The sequence below is a fragment of the Nocardioides cremeus genome (assembly GCF_030518195.1).
GTDB classification, from domain to species: Bacteria; Actinomycetota; Actinomycetes; order Propionibacteriales; family Nocardioidaceae; genus Nocardioides; species Nocardioides cremeus.
This window is the reverse complement of sequence record NZ_JAULSC010000005.1, coordinates 81,528-96,852: the sequence shown is the minus strand read 5'-3', so window position 1 is coordinate 96,852 and position 15,325 is coordinate 81,528. Positions and strand designations below refer to the sequence as shown.

Annotated in this window: 16 protein-coding genes and 1 tRNA gene; 13 read left to right on the top strand and 4 right to left on the bottom strand. The window is 73.6% G+C overall.

Annotation, left to right across the window (positions count from 1 at the left end):
- Positions 1-26 precede the first annotated feature (26 nt).
- Positions 27-2,630: an alpha-glucan family phosphorylase gene (glgP, locus tag QWJ41_RS07460; RefSeq protein WP_302706935.1), complete on the top strand. Its 2,604-nt coding sequence runs from the start codon at positions 27-29 to the stop codon at positions 2,628-2,630.
- 38 nt (positions 2,631-2,668) lie between these two features.
- Here the strand turns inward: glgP and glgX are convergent, their stop codons facing one another.
- A complete protein-coding gene (glgX, locus tag QWJ41_RS07455) occupies positions 2,669-4,876 on the bottom strand; it encodes a glycogen debranching protein GlgX (protein WP_302706934.1) in 2,208 nt (735 codons plus the stop codon).
- 97 nt (positions 4,877-4,973) lie between these two features.
- Between glgX and QWJ41_RS07450 the strand changes: the two genes are divergently transcribed.
- From QWJ41_RS07450 to QWJ41_RS07435, 4 genes are all read left to right on the top strand, one after another.
- Positions 4,974-5,762: an enoyl-CoA hydratase/isomerase family protein gene (locus QWJ41_RS07450; RefSeq protein ID WP_302706932.1), complete on the top strand. Its 789-nt coding sequence runs from the start codon at positions 4,974-4,976 to the stop codon at positions 5,760-5,762.
- Positions 5,763-5,798: 36 nt separating this feature from the next.
- Positions 5,799-6,245 (top strand): hypothetical protein, encoded by a 447-nt coding sequence (locus QWJ41_RS07445; protein WP_302706930.1) that lies wholly within the window; start codon positions 5,799-5,801, stop codon positions 6,243-6,245.
- Positions 6,246-6,437: 192 nt separating this feature from the next.
- Positions 6,438-7,217 carry an electron transfer flavoprotein subunit beta/FixA family protein gene (locus tag QWJ41_RS07440; protein WP_439117312.1) on the top strand — a complete coding sequence of 260 codons (780 nt, stop codon included), beginning with the start codon at positions 6,438-6,440 and terminating at the stop codon, positions 7,215-7,217.
- A 12-nt stretch (positions 7,218-7,229) separates the two neighbouring features.
- Entirely contained in the window at positions 7,230-8,183 is a 954-nt protein-coding gene (locus QWJ41_RS07435; RefSeq protein ID WP_302706927.1) for an electron transfer flavoprotein subunit alpha/FixB family protein, read from the top strand.
- A gap of 129 nt (positions 8,184-8,312) precedes the next feature.
- Here the strand turns inward: QWJ41_RS07435 and QWJ41_RS07430 are convergent, their stop codons facing one another.
- A complete protein-coding gene (locus tag QWJ41_RS07430; RefSeq protein ID WP_302706926.1) occupies positions 8,313-8,855 on the bottom strand; it encodes an SGNH/GDSL hydrolase family protein in 543 nt (180 codons plus the stop codon).
- Positions 8,856-8,911: 56 nt separating this feature from the next.
- Here QWJ41_RS07430 and QWJ41_RS07425 point away from each other — a divergent pair, with 56 nt between their 5' ends.
- The 8 genes from QWJ41_RS07425 (at position 8,912) to QWJ41_RS07390 (ending at position 13,423) form a co-directional block, all read left to right on the top strand.
- On the top strand, positions 8,912-10,171 hold the full coding sequence (locus tag QWJ41_RS07425; RefSeq protein ID WP_302706925.1) for a glutamate-5-semialdehyde dehydrogenase: 1,260 nt from the start codon (positions 8,912-8,914) through the stop codon (positions 10,169-10,171).
- A gap of 74 nt (positions 10,172-10,245) precedes the next feature.
- Positions 10,246-10,410: a hypothetical protein gene (locus QWJ41_RS07420; RefSeq protein WP_302706923.1), complete on the top strand. Its 165-nt coding sequence runs from the start codon at positions 10,246-10,248 to the stop codon at positions 10,408-10,410.
- A gap of 10 nt (positions 10,411-10,420) precedes the next feature.
- Positions 10,421-11,053 (top strand): nicotinate-nucleotide adenylyltransferase, encoded by a 633-nt coding sequence (gene nadD / locus QWJ41_RS07415; RefSeq protein ID WP_302706921.1) that lies wholly within the window; start codon positions 10,421-10,423, stop codon positions 11,051-11,053.
- The gene (rsfS, locus tag QWJ41_RS07410) at positions 11,050-11,442 is read left to right on the top strand and encodes a ribosome silencing factor (RefSeq protein WP_302706920.1); all 393 of its coding nucleotides are present in this window, start codon (positions 11,050-11,052) and stop codon (positions 11,440-11,442) included. Before nadD ends, rsfS begins: the two co-directional genes overlap by 4 nt.
- Positions 11,439-12,059, top strand: a complete 621-nt coding sequence (locus tag QWJ41_RS07405) for a histidine phosphatase family protein (RefSeq protein WP_302706919.1) — start codon at positions 11,439-11,441, stop codon at positions 12,057-12,059. Before rsfS ends, QWJ41_RS07405 begins: the two co-directional genes overlap by 4 nt.
- Before the next feature lie 76 nt (positions 12,060-12,135).
- Positions 12,136-12,208: transfer RNA gene (locus tag QWJ41_RS07400), tRNA-Ala, on the top strand.
- A gap of 76 nt (positions 12,209-12,284) precedes the next feature.
- Complete coding sequence (locus tag QWJ41_RS07395) at positions 12,285-12,887, top strand: 2'-5' RNA ligase family protein (protein ID WP_302706917.1); 603 nt, start codon at positions 12,285-12,287, stop codon at positions 12,885-12,887.
- Positions 12,884-13,423 (top strand): bifunctional adenosylcobinamide kinase/adenosylcobinamide-phosphate guanylyltransferase, encoded by a 540-nt coding sequence (locus QWJ41_RS07390; protein WP_302706915.1) that lies wholly within the window; start codon positions 12,884-12,886, stop codon positions 13,421-13,423. Before QWJ41_RS07395 ends, QWJ41_RS07390 begins: the two co-directional genes overlap by 4 nt.
- A gap of 41 nt (positions 13,424-13,464) precedes the next feature.
- On the opposite strand, the gene QWJ41_RS07385 is transcribed toward QWJ41_RS07390, so the two are convergent.
- Together QWJ41_RS07385 and cobT are read right to left on the bottom strand one after the other, a co-directional pair.
- Positions 13,465-14,208, bottom strand: coding sequence for an adenosylcobinamide-GDP ribazoletransferase (locus tag QWJ41_RS07385; RefSeq protein ID WP_302706913.1), 744 nt, complete (start codon positions 14,206-14,208; stop codon positions 13,465-13,467).
- A gap of 3 nt (positions 14,209-14,211) precedes the next feature.
- Entirely contained in the window at positions 14,212-15,243 is a 1,032-nt protein-coding gene (gene cobT / locus QWJ41_RS07380) for a nicotinate-nucleotide--dimethylbenzimidazole phosphoribosyltransferase (RefSeq protein ID WP_302706911.1), read from the bottom strand.
- Positions 15,244-15,325 lie beyond the last annotated feature (82 nt).

Below are 15,325 nucleotides of genomic sequence, written 5' to 3'. Positions count from 1 at the left end.
TTCCACACAGCCGCTAGCGTCAGCGGGTGCGCGCCATCCGACGATTCACCGTCCGTCCTGTCCTCCCCGCCCGCCTGGGCGCCCTGAGCGAGCTCGCGGGCAACCTGCGCTGGTCGTGGCACCCACCGACGCAGGACGTCTTCGCCACCGTCGACGCCGCGCTGTGGGAGTCCACCGGCCACGACCCGGTGCGGCTGCTGGCCTCCGTCGGCGCCGACCGGCTCGAGCAGCTGGCCGCCGACGACGAGTTCGTCGCGCGCCTCGAGGCGGCTCGCGCCGACCTGGCGGCGTACGTCGAGGGGGAGCGGTGGTACCAGCAGCGCACCGCCGCCGGCACCCTCGCCGGCCCGGCCGGCGGCGCCGCCCCGCGCGCCATCGGCTACTTCTCGCCCGAGTTCGGCATCACCGCGGTCCTGCCGCAGTACTCCGGCGGCCTGGGCATCCTGGCCGGCGACCACCTCAAGGCCGCCAGCGACCTGGGCGTGCCGATCGTCGGCGTCGGGCTGCTCTACCGCCACGGCTACTTCCGCCAGTCGCTCTCGCGCGAGGGCTGGCAGCAGGAGACCTACCCCGTCCTGGACCCCGACGAGCTGCCGATCTCGCTGCTGCGCGAGGAGAACGGCGCACCGGCCACGATCGCCATCGCGATGCCGGGCGGGCCCGACCTGGTCGCCCGGATCTGGGTGGCCTCGGTGGGCCGGGTGCCGCTGCTGATGCTCGACACCGAGGTCGAGGGCAACCCCGAGCACTACGTCGACGTCACCGACCGCCTGTACGGCGGCACCTCCGAGCACCGCCTGCGCCAGGAGCTGCTGCTCGGCGTCGGTGGGGTGCGCGCGCTGCGGGTCTTCTCCCGCCTGACCGGCCACCCCGAGCCGGAGGTCTTCCACACCAACGAGGGCCACGCGGGGTTCCTGGGCCTGGAGCGCATCCGCGAGCTGACCGCGGCCGCCGACGGCCCGGGTCTCGACTTCGACACCGCGCTCGAGATCGGACGCGCCTCGACCGTCTTCACCACCCACACCCCGGTGCCCGCGGGCATCGACCGCTTCGACCGCACCCTGGTCGAGCAGTACTTCAGCGAGGGCGGCGCGACCCCGGGCGTCCCGCTGGAGCGGATCCTGGCGCTGGGCGCCGAGGACTACGACGGTGGCGACGGCGGGGTCTTCAACATGGCGGTGATGGGCTTCCGCCTGGCCCAGCGCGCCAACGGCGTCTCCGAGCTTCACGGTCACGTCTCGCGCGGGATGTTCCGCGGCCTGTGGCCGGCCTTCGACGAGGCCGAGGTCCCGATCACCTCCATCACCAACGGCGTGCACGCCCCGACCTGGGTGGCCCGTGAGGTCTTCGGGCTGGCCGAGGGCGCCGACCCCTACTCCGACGACGCCGGCGCGTTCCTGGCCGCCGCCGACGAGGTCGACGCCGGGCGGATCTGGGCGGTCAAGCGCCAGCTGCGCCAGCGCCTGGTCGACGACGCCCGCGCCCGCCTGGCCCGCTCGTGGGTCGAGCGGCGCGCCGCGCCCGCCGAGCTCGGCTGGATCGACTCCGCGCTCGACCCCGACGTGCTGACCATCGGCTTCGCGCGCCGGGTGCCGTCGTACAAGCGGCTCACGCTGATGCTGCGCGACCCTGCGCGTCTCAAGCGGCTGCTGCTCGACCCCGAGCGCCCTGTGCAGCTGGTCATCGCGGGCAAGTCGCACCCCGCCGACGACGGCGGCAAGCGGCTGATCCAGGAGATGGTGCGCTTCGCCGACGACCCCGAGGTGCGGCACCGCATCGTCTTCCTGCCCAACTACGACATCGCGATGGCCCAGCCGCTCTACCCGGGCTGCGACGTGTGGCTCAACAACCCGCTGCGCCCCTACGAGGCGTGCGGCACCTCGGGCATGAAGGCGGCCCTCAACGGCGGGCTGAACCTCTCCATCCTCGACGGCTGGTGGGACGAGTGGTACGACGGCGGCAACGGCTGGGCGATCCCGTCGGCCGACGGGCTCGACGACCCCGACCGTCGCGACGACCTCGAGGCCACCGCGCTCTACGACCTGCTGGAGAACCAGGTCGCGCCGCGCTTCTACGACGTCGACGCCGCCGGCGTGCCGACCGGCTGGGTCGAGATGCTGCGCCACACGCTGCGCTCGCTGGGCCCCAAGGTGCTCGCGACCCGGATGGTGCGCGACTACGTGCGCGAGCTCTACGCCCCGGCGACCGGCCACGCCCGCGAGCTCAACAGCGACTACGCCGGGGCCGTCGAGCTGGCCGCCTGGAAGCGCCGGGTGCTGGCCGCGTGGCCGGCGGTGCGCGTCGAGCACGTCGAGAGCAGCGGGGTCGGCGACTCGCCCGAGGTCGGTGCGGTGCTCTCGACCCGGGCCTTCGTCTCGCTGGGCGAGCTGGACCCCGCCGACGTGACGGTGCAGCTGGTGCACGGCCGCGCCGACGCCGAGGACGCGATCATCGACACCGAGCGGGCCGAGCTGGCGCTGGCCGAGACCTACGGCGGCGGCCGGTTCCGCTTCGACGGCGACGTGGCGCTCAGCCACGCCGGGGCGTTCGGCTACACGGTGCGGGTCCTGCCGCAGCACCCGCTGCTGGCCTCCGACGCCGAGCTCGGGGTCGTCGCGCTGCCGCTCTGACGGTGCTGTGAGGACGCGCGGCGGCTCGCCGGGCCGGCTCAGGTCGTGGTGCTCTGCAGCACCACGACGCTGCGCCGGCCCACGGTGAGCTCGCCGCCGGCCTCGACCACGGTGCCCACCGCGAGCCGGGAGTCGGTGGAGAGCACGACCTCGCCGCGCTGCACCCAGTCGTTCTCGGGCAGCGAGACCCGCTGGGGCAGCCAGCCCGAGCCGAACCAGATCATGAACGACGAGTCGACCTGCTGCTCGCCGCGGGGCCCGGGCGCGCGCAGCGGCTGGCCGGAGACGAACATGCCGACCGTGCGCAGCTCGGGGTCGTGCCAGTCCTCCGGCGACATCTCGCGCCCGCTCGGGTGCAGCCACGCGAGGTCCTTGGGGCCGCCGCGGATGGTGGGCCGGCCCTCGAACCAGTGCCGCTGGCGCAGCGCGGGGTGCTCACGACGCAGGGCGAGGGCCGCCCGGGTCACCTCGTAGACGTCGAGCCACGCGTCGTCGGGGCGCCAGTCGACGTACGAGATCTCGTTGTCCTGGCAGTAGGCGTTGTTGTTGCCGCGCTGGGTGCGCCCGCGCTCGTCGCCGGCGGTGATCATCGGCACCCCGTTGGACAGGCAGAGCGTGGCCATGATGTTGGCGGCCTGGCGCCGGCGCACCGCCAGCGTCGCCGGGTCGTCGGTCTCGCCCTCGACGCCGTGGTTCCACGAGCGGTTGTTGTCGGTGCCGTCGCGGTTGCGCTCGCCGTTGGCCTCGTTGTGCTTGTGCTCGTAGCTGACCAGGTCGCGCAGCGTGAAGCCGTCGTGGGCGGTGACGAAGTTGATCGAGGCGTACGCCGAGCGGCCGTCGTCGGCGTACAGGTCCGAGGAGCCGGCCAGCCGGGTCGCCACCGCGTGCGTGCCGTGGTTGTGGTTGCGCCAGAAGTCGCGGATCTCGTCGCGGTACTGGTCGTTCCACTCCACCCACGGCGGCGGCATGCCGCCGACCAGGTAGCCGTCCATCGAGGCGTCCCACGGCTCGGCGATCAGCTTGACGTGGCGCAGCACCGGATCTTGGCCGATGGCCACCAGCAGGTCGGAGTTCATGTCGACGTCGTAGCCGGTGCGGGTCAGCGCCGACATCAGGTCGAAGCGGAAGCCGTCGACGTGCATCTCGGTGACCCAGTAGCGCAGCGAGTCGAGGATCAGCCGCAGCGCCAGCGGGTTGTTGGAGTCGACGGTGTTGCCGCAGCCGGTGACGTCCCAGTAGGTGTCGTCGAAGGTGCTCTCGCCGGTGAGCGGGTCGACCGTGGGGGCCACGCGCTTGTAGAAGCCGCGGTCGTCGAGGCCGCGGAAGCTCAGCGTCGGGCCGAGCGGGCCCGCCTCGGCGGTGTGGTTGTAGACGACGTCGAGGATCACCTCGAGGCCGGCGCGGTGCAGGGCGCGCACCATCTCCTTGAACTCGCGCACCTGCTGGCCGCGCTCGCCCGAGCTCGAGTACGCCGCGTGCGGGGCGAAGTAGCCGATCGAGTTGTAGCCCCAGTAGTTGGTGGCGCCGCGCTCGGTCAGCGACGGCTCGGAGACGAACTGGTGCACCGGCAGCAGCTCGACGGCCGTCACCCCGAGGTCGCGCAGGTAGTCGGTCACCGCCGGCTGGGCGAGACCGGCGTACGTGCCGCGCAGGTGCTCGGGCACCCGGTCGTGCAGCGCGGTGAGGCCCTTGACGTGCGCCTCGTAGATCACCGTGTCGCGCCAGCGGCGGCGCATCGGGGTGTCGCCCTCCCAGTCGAAGGGGCCCTCGGGGGAGTCGGCGAAGGTCGGGTCGACGACCACGCCGCGCGGCACGTGGCCGGCCGAGTCGTGGTCGTCGCGCACGTCCGTGCGCCCCCACACGTGCGCGAAGGCGGCCTGCCCGGGCACCAGGTCACCGGTGGTGGCCAGCGCGTAGGGGTCCAGCAGCAGCTTGGCGGGGTTGAAGCGCAGCCCCTCGGCGGGATCCCACGGCCCGTCGACGCGATAGCCGTACGCCGTGCCGGGGCGCACCCCGGGCAGCGCGCCGTGCCAGATGCCCAGGGACTGCTCGGTCAGCTGGTGGCGCACCTCGAGCTCGCCGCCGTCGGGGCCCTCCTCGAAGAGGCACAGCCACACCTCGGTGGCGGCGGGGGCGTAGACGGCGAAGTTCGTCGACTCGGCCGACCAGGTCGCCCCGAGGGGCCAGTTGCGCCCCGGCCAGACCTGCGCGGTCTGGCCGAGGTGGGTCCACGTCGAAGGAGTCACACGCACCAGTCTCCCAGGCCGGTGCGCGCCAGTGGCACGATGCCCGGGTGCGCCCAGCGCACGCCGTCGATCTTTACCGACCAGAGAGGTTGTGCCCGTGGCCGATCAAGCCGAGTTCGTGCGTCTCGAGGTGGCCGACGGGGTCGCCACCATCCGCCTGGACCGCCCGAAGATGAACGCCATCTCCATCCAGGTGCAGGAGGAGCTGGTCGCGGTCGTCGCCGAGGTCGTCGAGCGCGACGACGTCAAGGCCGTCGTGCTCACCGGCGGCGAGCGGGTCTTCGCGGCCGGCAACGACGTCAAGGAGATGGCCGAGATGTCGCACACCGACATGGTCAAGCGCTCCGGTCCGCTCCAGGCCGCGGTCACCGCGGTGGCCCGCATCCCCAAGCCGGTCGTCGCCGCGGTCAACGGCTACGCCCTGGGCGGCGGCTGCGAGCTGGCGCTGGCCGCCGACATCCGGGTCGCGGGGGAGCGCACCGTGATGGGCCAGCCCGAGGTGCTGCTGGGCATCATCCCCGGCGCCGGCGGCACCCAGCGGCTCTCGCGCCTGGTGGGCCCGAGCAAGGCCAAGGACATCATCTTCACCGGCCGGTTCGTGAAGGCGGACGAGGCGCTGGCGATCGGGCTCGTCGACAAGGTGGTGCCCGACGAGAGCGTCCTGGAGGAGGCCACCGCCTGGGCGCGCCAGTTCGCCGGGGCGGCGTCGTACGCCGTGCGCGCGGCGAAGGAGAGCATCGACCGGGGCCTCGAGGTCGACCTCGACACGGGCCTGGAGATCGAGCGGATGCAGTTCGCCTCGCTGTTCGCCACGCAGGACCGGACCATCGGTATGTCATCCTTCGTCGAGAACGGACCGGGCAAGGCTCAGTTCATGGGGAGCTGAGCCGGCTCGTCGGTCCCCCCGTCGAAGGAGACGCACGTGGCACTGGGCAAGCTGGGCAAGCGCACCGAGAAGGGCTCCGAGAAGGGCTCCGACGAGAGCACCGAGAAGGGTGCCGAGAAGGGCGCCGGCAAGGAGAGCACCGCCGCTGCGGCGACCGCGAAGCGGGGCCGCTCCTCGATGAGCGTGGCCGCGCTGCGCTCGCGCGTGGGCACCCTGGTCTGGACGGTCTTCGTGCTGCTGGCACTGGTGCTGGCCGTGGGTGCGCTGCTGATCGCGATCGACGCCAACCGCGACAACGGCCTGGTCTCCTTCGTGCTCGACCTCGCCGACGGCGTCGACCTGGGCGTCTTCTCCCGCGAGAACGGCATCCGCGAGTTCGACGGCTCCAACGCCGAGACCAAGAACGCCCTGTTCAACTGGGGCCTGGGCGCGGTCGCCTACCTCGTGGTGGGCCGCCTGCTCGAGCGCGTCATCAAGCCCTGACCGGCTCTGACCAGCCCTGATCGACCTCTGACCGACCCCGTTCGACCGTGACAGCACCGCTGTCATGCATGTGAGATACCCAACCGCGGACGGTGTACCGCCCGACCGCGACTCGCGGGTAACCTCGCCGAGACCACCGAGTGCACAGGAGGGGCCCTGACCGGGCCAGATCCCATGAACATTGTTGTCTGTGTGAAGTACGTGCCCGATGCCACCGCCGACCGACAGTTCGAGTCGGACAACACCGTCGACCGCGTGGGCGTCGACGGCCTGCTGTCCGAGCTCGACGAGTACGCCGTCGAGCAGGCGCTGCAGCTCAAGGAGAAGGCCGGCGACGACACCGAGGTGACCGCGCTGTGCGTCGGCCCCGAGAAGGCTGTCGACGCCGTTCGCAAGGCGCTGCAGATGGGTGCCGACAAGGGCATCCACGTCTCCGACGAGGCCATCGCCGGCTCCGACTACGTCGCCACCTCGCTGGTGCTGGCCAAGGCCATCGAGAAGGCCGGCGCCGAGAAGCCCGTCGACCTCGTCATGTGCGGCATGGCCTCGACCGACGCCTCCGGCTCGGTCATCCCGGCCATGCTCGCCGAGCGCCTCGACCTGCCCCAGGTCACCTTCGCCTCGGTCATCGAGTCGCAGGGCGACCAGGTGCGCATCAAGCGCGACTCCGACACCGCCACCGAGGTGATCGGCGCCAGCATGCCGCTGGTGCTCTCGGTCACCGACCAGACCGGCGAGGCCCGCTACCCCTCCTTCAAGGGGATCATGGCGGCCAAGAAGAAGCCGATGGAGACCTGGTCGCTGTCCGACATCGGCGTCGAGGCCGACCAGGTCGGCCTGTCCGTGGCGTGGTCGCAGGTCGAGGAGACCTCCGCCCGCCCGCCGCGCACCGCCGGCGAGATCGTCACCGACGAGGACGGCTCGGGCGCCGAGGCGCTCACCGGCTTCCTCGCCTCCAAGAAGTTCATCTGAGGAGCGACCGACATGTCTGAAGTCCTGGTTGTCGTCGACCACGTCGACGGCGCGATCCGCAAGCCCACCTTCGAGCTCCTCGCCCTGGCCAAGCGCCTCGGTGAGCCCGCCGCCGTCGTCTTCGGCGGCTCCGACGTGGCCTCGGCCGCGGCCGAGAAGCTCACGTCCTTCGGTGCCGAGAAGATCTACGTGATCGACGACGCCGAGATCAAGGGCTACCTGGTGGCCCCCAAGGCCGAGGCGCTGGCCCAGCTGGTGGAGAAGAGCAGCCCCGCCGCGGTGCTGCTGGTCTCCGGCTACGAGGGCAAGGAGGTAGCGGCCCGCCTGGCGATCAAGACCGGCTCGGGCCTGATCACCGACGCCGTCGACGTCGAGGAGGGTGGCGTGACCACCCAGTCGGTCTTCGCCGGCAACTTCACCGTCAAGGCCAAGGTCACCCACGGCACCCCGATCATCACGGTCAAGCCCAACTCCACCTCCCCGGTGGAGGAGGCCGGCGCCGGCACGGTCGAGGAGTTCGCGGTGACGATCTCCGACTCGGCCAAGAAGGCCCAGATCGTGGCCGCCCAGCCGCGCAAGGCCTCGGGTCGCCCCGAGCTGACCGAGGCCGCGATCGTGGTCTCCGGCGGCCGTGGCACCGGCGGCGACTTCGCCCCGATCGAGGGCCTGGCCGACGCGCTGGGCGCCGCCGTGGGTGCCTCGCGCGCCGCGGTCGACTCGGGCTGGATGCCGCACTCCTTCCAGGTCGGCCAGACCGGCAAGACCGTCTCCCCGCAGCTCTACGTGGCCAACGGCATCTCCGGTGCGATCCAGCACCGCGCCGGCATGCAGACCTCGAAGACGATCGTGGCGGTCAACAAGGACGAGGAGGCCCCGATCTTCGAGCTCGTGGACTTCGGCGTCGTGGGTGACCTCAAGGAGGTCCTGCCCGCCGCCACCGAGAAGATCAACCAGCGCAAGGGCTGAGCCTTCCGCTCACCTCACCGAGGGCCCCGACCACGACGTGGTCGGGGCCCTTCGGCGTCTCCGGCCGCGCGACGTCATACCTCCCGCAGCGACGGACGTCCCGCCTGCATGACGTCCCGCCGGGCGGCGTCAGCGCAGGGCGTCGGCGAGGGCGGGGAGCAGGAGGTCGTAGGCGGCGCCGGTGAGGTGCACGCCGTCGTCGAGGTACGCCGCTGCGCCGAGGGGGGCGAGCAGGGCGAGGGCGTCGACGACGCGGCCACCGGCGGCGGTGGTCAGCCGGGCGCCGATGGCGGCGTACGACGCCACGACGGCGCCGGTGCGGTCGCCGGGCCCGCCGAGCCGCGCCTCGTCGACCCCGGGCGGGGTGAGGTAGACCAGACGACCCCGGCGCGGGGTGCCCAGCTCGACCAGGTGGTCGAGCAGCTCACGCATGTTGACCTCGAAGTCGTAGGGCGGCACCGCCTTCCACGGCGCGGCGTCGTTGGTGCCGACCGAGACGACCACGGCGTCCTCGGGTCGCAGGTGCACCCCGTGCGCCTGGCCCAGCAGCTCGAAGGCGAAGGAGCCGCCGACGGCGGCGTTGACCACCTCGGCGCCGGGCTCGGGAGCCAGCCGGTGCAGGTCGCGGCGGACCCGGTCGAGGTGGCTGTCGCCGAGCAGCACGATGCGCATGTCCGCAGCCTAGGAGGACGCGCAGCGGCCCCTCCCGCCACGTCTACGATCGCGCCATGATCGACGCCCCCACCACCGACCCCGTGCTCGTCCTGGCCGACCGCGCCCGCGCCGCCAGCCACGGTCTCGCGCAGGCCACCCGCGCCACCAAGGACGCCGCGCTGCACGCGATGGCCGACGCGCTGCTCGAGCGGGCCGCGCAGGTGCTCGAGGCCAACGCCGACGACGTACGCCGCGCCGAGCGGGACGGCACGCCGGCCGGGATCGTCGACCGGCTGCGGCTGACCCCCGAGCGGCTCGAGGCGATGGCCCAGGGGCTGCGCGACGTGGCCGGCCTGCCCGACCCGGTGGGGGAGGTGGTGCGCGGCAGCACCCTGGCCAACGGGCTGGAGATGCGCCAGGTGCGGGTGCCGTTCGGGGTGGTGGCGATGGTCTACGAGGCCCGGCCCAACGTCACCGCCGACGCGGCCGGCATCTGCCTGAAGTCGGGCAACGCCGTGCTGCTGCGCGGCTCCTCGAGCGCCGCGGCCAGCAACGCCGCGATCGTCGAGGTGCTGCGCGACTCGGCGGCCGGGGCCGGGCTCGACCCCGACGTGGTGCAGATGGTGCCGGCCGACTCGCGCGAGAGCGTGACCACGCTGATGCGGGCCCGCGGGCGGGTCGACGTGCTGATCCCGCGCGGGGGAGCGGGGTTGATCCGCAGCGTCGTCGAGGGCTCGACCGTGCCGGTCATCGAGACCGGCGTCGGCAACTGCCACGTCTACGTCGACCGCGCCGCCGACCTCGACAAGGCCTTCGCGGTGGTGCTCAACGCCAAGACCCACCGCCCCAGCGTCTGCAACGCCGCCGAGACGCTGCTGGTGCACGCCGACCTCGCCGAGACCTTCCTGCCCCGGGTCGTGGCCGCGCTGCAGGAGGCAGGGGTCACCGTGCACGGCGACCCCACCACCGCCGCGCTGCCGGGCGTGGTGCCGGCCACCGAGGACGACTGGGACACCGAGTACCTGAGCCTCGACATCGCGGTGGGCGTCGTCGACTCGATCGACGCGGCCATCGACCACGTGCGCCGCCACTCCAGCGCGCACAGCGAGGCGATCCTCACCGAGGACCAGTCGGCAGCGCGCCGCTTCGTGGCCGCGGTCGACTCGGCGGCGGTGCTGGTCAATGCCAGCACCCGCTTCACCGACGGGGGAGAGCTCGGCTTCGGCGCCGAGATCGGCATCAGCACCCAGAAGCTGCACGCCCGCGGGCCGATGGGGCTGCCCGAGATGACCTCGACCAAGTACGTCGTCACCGGCGACGGCCACGTGCGCTGAGCCGCTGCGCCCGGTTGCAGCCCGGGTGCGGGCCGGGTGCTGCCCGCCCGGAGACCTGGCAGTAGTCTGTCGCCATGACCGCGGCCCAGATCCTGCAGAGCACCGTCGTCCTGGCCTCCGAGGCCGAGCACGAGGTCGACCACGTGCTGTCCTACGGCATCGGCCTGCTGGTCCTGGTCATCATGCTGGGCCTGCTCGCCGCGCTGCTCGGCTTCGGCAACGGCCGCGAGCACAGCTGAGCCTCGGCTCATGACGCGTCGGCGCCGGGTCGGCGTCATGGGCGGCACCTTCGACCCCATCCACCACGGGCACCTCGTGGCGGCCTCGGAGGTCCAGGCGTGGTTCGACCTCGACGAGGTCGTCTTCGTGCCCACCGGCGACCCCTGGCAGAAGGCCGACCGCGAGGTCACCACGGCCGAGCACCGCTACCTGATGACGGTGATCGCGACCGCGGCCAACCCGCGCTTCAACGTCAGCCGCGTCGACATCGACCGCAGCGGCCGCACGTACACCATCGACACCCTGCGCGACCTGCGCGAGCGGCTGCCGGAGGCCGACCTCTACTTCATCACCGGCGCCGACGCCCTGGCCGAGATCTTCACCTGGCGCGACGCCGACGAGCTCTTCGACCTGGCCCAGTTCGTGGGCTGCACCCGTCCCGGCTACGAGATGGACGAGGAGACGTTGCGGGCGATCCCTGCCGACCGTGTCACGATGGTGGAGATCCCGGCGCTGGCGATCTCCTCCACCGACTGCCGTGCGCGGACCCAGCGCGGGGAGCCGGTGTGGTACCTCGTGCCCGACGGCGTCGTGCAGTACATCGCCAAGCACGAGCTCTACCCCGCCACCGAGACACCATCCACCGACACCGGAGCCTCATGACCGCCACCGACCACGCCATCGAGCTGGTGCACGCCGCCGCGCGCGCCGCCGGCGACAAGCTCGGCCAGGACCTCCTCGCCTACGACGTGAGCGAGCAGCTGGCCATCACCGACGCCTTCCTCCTCGTCTCCGCCTCCAACGACCGCCAGGTCAAGGCGATCGTCGACGAGGTCGAGGACAAGCTGCGCGAGGTCGGCGCCAAGCCGATCCGCCGCGAGGGCGAGCGCGACGGGCGCTGGGTCCTCATCGACTACGGCGAGATCGTCGTGCACGTCCAGCACGAGGAGGAGCGCGAGTTCTACGCCCTCGAGCGGCTCTGGCGCGACTGCCCGGTCATCGAGCTGCCGGCCGACGCCACGGGTCCCAGCACCCCCCGCGACCCGGCGTGAGCCGCACCCTGGTCCTGCTCCGGCACGGCCAGACCGCCTCCAACCGCGAGAAGCGGATCCAGGGCCAGCTCGACGTCGACCTCGACGACACCGGTCGCGACCAGGCTGCGCGCACCGCGCCGGTCGTGGCCGCGCTGCGCCCCGACGTCGTGTGGTGCTCCGACCTGGCCCGCGCCCGCGCCACCGTCGCACCGGTCCTGCGCGAGCTCGGCCGCGAGCCGTCGTGGGCGGCGTACGACGCGCGGCTGCGTGAGTTCCACCTCGGCGAGCGCCAAGGCCTGACCCACGAGGAGTACCGCGCGCTCGACGCCGAGGAGTTCGCGGCGTTCCGCTCCGGCGAGTACGACGTGGTGCCGGGCGCCGAGAAGGCTGCCGAGGTCGGGCTGCGGATGAGCGAGGCCCTCGGCGAGCTGCTGCGCGCGACACCCGAGGGCGGGACCGCGCTGGCCGTCTCCCACGGTGCCGCGATCCGGGTCGCCACCGGCGCCCTGCTGGGCTGGCCGGAGACGCAGTTCGCGACCCTCCAGGGGTTGGCCAACTGCGGCTGGGTGGTCTTCCGGGAGCACGCCGACGACGGCCGTCTGCGCCTCGAGGCCTACAACCGCACCGTCTCCTGACCCCGGATTTCACATCGTCGGGGTCGTCGGCTAATGTTCCGCAGGTCGCTCACCGGCAACGGGGAGGCAGGCAGTTGGGGCTGTGGCGCAGCTGGTAGCGCATCTGCATGGCATGCAGAGGGTCAGGGGTTCGAGTCCCCTCAGCTCCACCGGCACGAGGACCCCCGGGACGACGCGGACGCGTCGGACCGGGGGTCCTCGTCATTTCGTCCCAGGAGGAGCCAGGTGAGCGACCCGCGGCCCGGCCACACCGTGCTGGCCGTGCCGGTGCCCGTGCTCGACGACTGGGTGCGCGAGCGCACCCGTGGCTACGACCCCGCCTGGGTCGCGGCCGACCCCGGCTTCGTGCACGCCCACCTGACCGTGCTGGCGCCGTGGGTGCCGGCACCCGGCCCGCGGGACCTGGCCCGGGTGCGGGCGCTGGTCGGCGCCGTCCCCGCGTTCGAGGCGCGGCTGGGCGACGTGGGGGTGTTCGCCGACGGGCTGGTACACCTGCGCCCCGAGCCGGCTGAACCGTTCGCGACGTTGACCCGCCTCGTGGCGCGGGCCTACCCCGACCACCCGCCGTACGCCGGCAGGTACGGCGTGCCCGAGGAGGTGCAGCCGCACCTGAGCCTCGACGTGGTCGGACCCGGCCCGGCACCCCACGACCGACCGGTCACGCCGGCGTCGGTGGCGCACGACCTGGCGGGGCTGGTGCCGCTGACCTCCCGGGTCGACCGGGTGGACCTGCAGTGGTGGCAGGAGGGTCGCTGCCGCCTGCTGGACTCGTTCACGCTGGGCACGGGGGAGGATGGTGCTCCCGACAGCTCCAGGAGGCCAGCGTGAAGGTCCTCGTCACCGGCGGCGTGCGCTGCGGCAAGTCCACGCACGCGGAGGCGCTGGTCGCCGACCTCGCGGGTGGCGGCCCCGTCCTCTACATCGCCCCCGGGCCGGTGCCCGACCCGCTCGTCGACGAGGACTGGGCGGCGCGGGTCGCCGCCCACCGGGCCCGGCGTCCCGGGTCGTGGACCAGCGTCGAGACCGCGCAGGTGGAGGCCGCCCTGGGCGCCGCCGAGGAGCCGGTGCTCGTCGACTGCCTGGGCACGTGGCTGACCCGGGTCGTCGACGACCACGACGCCTGGGACGCGCCCGCCGACCACGTGCGGGCGCTCGTCGACGACCGGCTGGCCGCGGTGGCCGCGGCCGTGCGTGCGTGCCCCCACGACGTCGTGCTGGTCAGCAACGAGGTCGGTTGGGGGGTGGTGCCCGTGCACCGCTCGGGCCGGCTCTTCCGCGACCTGCTGGGCACCGTCAACCAGCGGGTGGCCGAGGCCTGCAACGAGGTGCACCTGGTCGTGGCCGGGCGCGTGCTGCGGCTCTGACCGGGTGCCGGCGCCCCGGGTGTCGGCGCCGGGGCCTGGGGTCAGCGGGCGGAGGCACCGACCAGGAGGGCGGCCAGGGCGAGCTCGACGGCGGCGCCGAGCACGTCGCCGGTGACACCGCCGAGCCGGCGCACCACCCGGTGCACCAGCGCACCGACCACGAGGAGCGCGAGCCCGGCACCCGCGACGCCGCCCCACCCGGCGACCAGGGCGGCCAGCAGCCCCACGCCGAGCCACACGGCCAGCGCCACCACCGGACGCACCGTGCCGGCGTACGACGCCCCGAGACCGTCGTCGCGGGCTCCGGGCACGCCGCGCACGCAGCACAGCACGAGCGCCGCGCGCGACAGGCAGACCAGCACCGCGGCGGTGACCGCCCCGCGGGCGCTGGTCATCAGCGCGGCGCTCGCTGCGGCCTGCACGCCCAGGGCGAGGACGGTGGTGACGACCCCAGCGGGCCCCGACGTCCCGGTGCGCATCACCGCAAGCGACCGCTCGCGGTCGTAGGAGGCCACCAACCCGTCGGCGACGTCGGAGAGCCCGTCCCAGTGCAGCGCCCGGGTGCCGGCGGCCACCGCCGCCAGGGCGAGCAGTGCAGTGACGAGCGGCGGCAGCCCGAGCCCGACGCCCAGCAGCCCGACCAGCAGGACGGCGCCGCCGAGCGGGAGCACGGCGAGCGGGGCCAGCACCATGGCGGCCCCCGCGACGCGCGGGGTCACCGCGCCCGGGGGCGGGACCCGCACGGCCGTCAGCGTGCCCACGGCCAGCAGCCAGGCGTCGCGCACCGCTCAGCCCTCGTCGGGCAGCAGGTCGTCGAGCTGTGCCACGTCGCGCAGCAGCGCCACGGCGCTGCGCAGGAGCGGGACCGCGGCCACCGCGCCGCTGCCCTCGCCCAGGCGCAGGCCCAGGTCGAGCAGCGGCTCCAGGCCCAGGTGCGCCAGCGCCAGCGACTGGGCGGGCTCGGGGGAGCGGTGCCCGGCGACGCACCAGGCCCCCGTGCCGGGCGCGATCCGCTCGGCGCTCAGTGCGCACGCGACCGCCATCAGTCCGTCGAGCAGCACCGGGACGCCCGCCTCGGCCGCGGCCAGCAGGTAGCCCACGGTGGCGGCCAGGTCGGCGCTGCCGAGCGCGGTCAGGGTCTCGACCGGGTCGTCGGCGCGACGGCCCGCCCGGGCGAGGGCGGCGGCGAGCACGGCGGTCTTGCGGCGCAGTCCCTCGGCGTCGACGCCGGTGCCCCGACCCACCACCTCCTCGGCGTCCAGCCCGAGCCCGGCCGCGACCAGGGCGGCCGCCGGGGTGGTGTTGCCGATGCCCATGTCGCCGCTGAGGAGCAGCTGGGCGCCCGCGGCGACCTCCTCGTGCGCTGCGCGACGTCCGATCTCGAGGGCGCGGGTGGTCTCGACGGGGTGCAGCGCGTCCTCGAGGTGGATCGCGCCGCTGCCGCGACGCACCTTGTGGGCACCGACCTCGGCGGGCAGGTCGGAGAGGTCGGCGTCGACCGCGACGTCGAGCACCCGCACCCCCACGCCGTGGGCGCGGGCCAGGGCGTTGACGCCGGCCCGGCCGGCGACGAAGGTGCGCACCATGGCCGCGGTGATCGCCGGCGGGTAGGCCGACACGCCGTGTCCGGCCACCCCGTGGTCGCCGGCGAAGATCACCAGCCGCACCCCTTCCAGCGGGCGCGGCGGCACCTCGCCCTGCACGCTGCTGACCCAGACCGCCAGCTCGCCGAGGCGACCCAGCGCCCCCGCGGGGACGGCGAGCCCGGCCAGCCGCTCGGCTGCGGCACGGGCCGCGGTGGTGGACGGTGGGGTCGGCACTGGCGCTCCTCGGGTCGGGCGCCCGCAGCCTAGGCCAGCGGGTCTGCGGGGCGGCCCCCGCACCCGCGTGCGGCCCCTTAAC